2 protein-coding genes are annotated in these 2,242 nt (G+C 62.4%); one reads left to right on the top strand and one right to left on the bottom strand.

The genetic code is table 11. From position 1 onward, the window contains the following. Nucleotides 1-416, bottom strand: a 416-nt coding sequence (locus tag EOA85_RS33230; RefSeq protein ID WP_206523436.1) for a GatB/YqeY domain-containing protein, incomplete at its 3' end; no start/stop codon positions are given. A 278-nt stretch (nt 417-694) separates the two neighbouring features. Between EOA85_RS33230 and carA the strand changes: the two genes are divergently transcribed. Next, complete coding sequence (gene carA, locus EOA85_RS33225) at nt 695-1,897, top strand: glutamine-hydrolyzing carbamoyl-phosphate synthase small subunit (RefSeq protein WP_127212532.1); 1,203 nt, start codon at nt 695-697, stop codon at nt 1,895-1,897. Nucleotides 1,898-2,242: the final 345 nt, after the last annotated feature.

Genomic DNA, 2,242 nt, shown 5'->3' with positions numbered 1-2,242 from the left:
GACAGATCCATCTGGCCCGCGTATTTCTCCTTGAGTGCAGCCATCACCTTGCCCATGTCCTTGACGCCGCTGGCGCCGGTCTCGGCGATGGCGGCGCGGATCGCCGTTTCGGTCTCGGCCTGGCCCAGTTGCGTCGGCAGGAAGTCTCGGATGATAGCCATCTCGTCGCGCTCCTGTGCGGCAAGCTCCGGCCGTTTGCCGTCGTCGAAAGCCTTGGCCGACTCCTCGCGCTGCTTCACCATCTTGGCCAGGATCTGCAAAATCTCGTCATCGGTGGCCGGCTCCTTGCCGGCGCCGCGATTGGCGATGTCGCGATCGTGAATGGCCGCCTGGATCAGCCGCAAGGTCGGCAGCCGACGCTTGTCCTGCGCCTTCATCGCACTCTTCAGGGATTCGGCGATTTTGTCGCGCATGATGCTTTCTCCTTCCAATGCGACGGACAATAGCCGCGCCGAAAGCCCATGGCAAATTCGACGTCGCCCGGCAAACCGCTGATATTGTTCAACGAAATAAATCCAGGGCTCGTACGGCGTGGCATCATTGACCGCCTTGGCGCCATCCCCTATGTACTGGGCCTTGCATGAACTGAATTTTTGTTGCGCGCGCTGGCTGCGAAATCGCCGCTGCGCGCGGTTTGCTGCGCAGAGTGGTCCGTCGGACCGATCGAAGGGCGCAGCCCTTTAGGAGTGTCGCCATGGCAACGACCGCCCTCTGGGCCACTGAGAAGCCGACGGCCTTGCTGGTGCTGGCCGACGGCACCGTCATCGAGGGCCGCGGCCTTGGCGCCACCGGCTCCGCCGTCGCCGAAGTGTGCTTCAACACCGCGCTGACAGGCTATCAGGAAATCCTCACCGACCCGTCCTACGCTGGCCAGATCGTCACCTTCACTTTTCCGCATATCGGCAATATCGGCACCAATGACGAGGACATCGAGGATCTCAACCCGGTCGCGCGCGCCGGCGCCGTCGGCGCCGTGTTCAAGGCCGACGTCACCAATCCGTCCAGCTATCGCGCCGCAGCTGGTCTCGACCAATGGCTGAAGAAGCGTGGCATCGTAGCGCTTTCGGGCATCGACACGCGCGCGCTGACAGCGCTGATCCGTGAAAATGGCATGCCCAACGCCGTCATCGCGCACGCGCCCGACGGCATCTTCGACATCGACGATCTGAAGCGCCGCGCCGCCGCCTGGTCCGGCCTGATCGGGCTTGACCTGGCCAAGGACGTCACCTCCGGCCAGTCCTCGGTCTGGCGCGAGACGCCCTGGGTCTGGGACGAGGGCTTTGGCGAACAGACCGATCCGTCCATGCATGTCGTCGCCATCGACTACGGCGTCAAGCGCAACATATTGCGCCTGCTTTCCGGTCTTGGTGCCAAGGTCACGGTGGTGCCGGCCAACACCGGCGCCGAGGAGATCCTCGCCATGCGGCCCGACGGCATCTTTCTCTCCAACGGTCCCGGCGACCCGGAAGCCACCGGCGACTATGCCGTTCCGGTGATCCAGGACCTGCTGAAGACCGACATCCCGGTGTTCGGCATCTGCCTCGGCCACCAGATGCTGGCGCTGGCGCTGGGCGGCAAAACCGCCAAAATGCATCAGGGCCATCACGGCGCCAATCATCCGGTCAAGGATCACACCACCGGCAAGGTCGAGATCGTCTCGATGAACCACGGCTTTGCCGTCGATGCCGACTCGTTGCCGCGCGGCGTCGAAGAAACCCATGTCTCGCTGTTCGACGGCTCGAATTGCGGCATCACGCTGACAGGAAGACCGGTTTTCTCGGTCCAGCATCATCCCGAAGCCTCGCCCGGCCCGCAGGATTCGCACTATCTGTTCCGCCGCTTCGTCAATCTCATCCGCGAAAAGCGCGGCGAGCCGGCGGTGGCGGAGCGCGCCTAAAGCGCGTCGCGTCTGAAGGGATTCCTGCGACGCTCTTTAAGTTCCTGTTTTTGTGCATGTCGTTGTCCCAAAACCGCTGGGCGCACTTTTGGGCGACATGCATTGGAGCATTTTCCACGAAAAGTGAGTACCGGCTTTGCGCCCGCAATTGCGTTAAAACGGATTGACTGGCGGCGACGGCGGAAATGGAGCCGCCTTCATGCTTATTCGCTCTTAACGAAGATCAACCCCGTCGGTCACCGCTTCTTGCGCATGCATGAGTTTGACTTCCTTCCGCGTCGGCTTGGCCACTTTCGTGACGAAGACGATGAGCGCCAGCGTGAGAAAAACCGCGCCGAGCAGATA

Source organism: Mesorhizobium sp. M5C.F.Ca.IN.020.29.1.1, from assembly GCF_003997375.1.
GTDB lineage: Bacteria > Pseudomonadota > Alphaproteobacteria > Rhizobiales > Rhizobiaceae > Mesorhizobium > Mesorhizobium wenxiniae.
This window is presented reverse-complemented; position numbering and strand designations above follow the sequence as displayed.

Excerpts from the sequence above, each read along its gene's own strand:
- carA (WP_127212532.1), top strand. The coding sequence starts at position 695 with ATGGCAACGACCGCCCTCTGGGCCACTGAGAAGCCGACGGCCTTGCTG.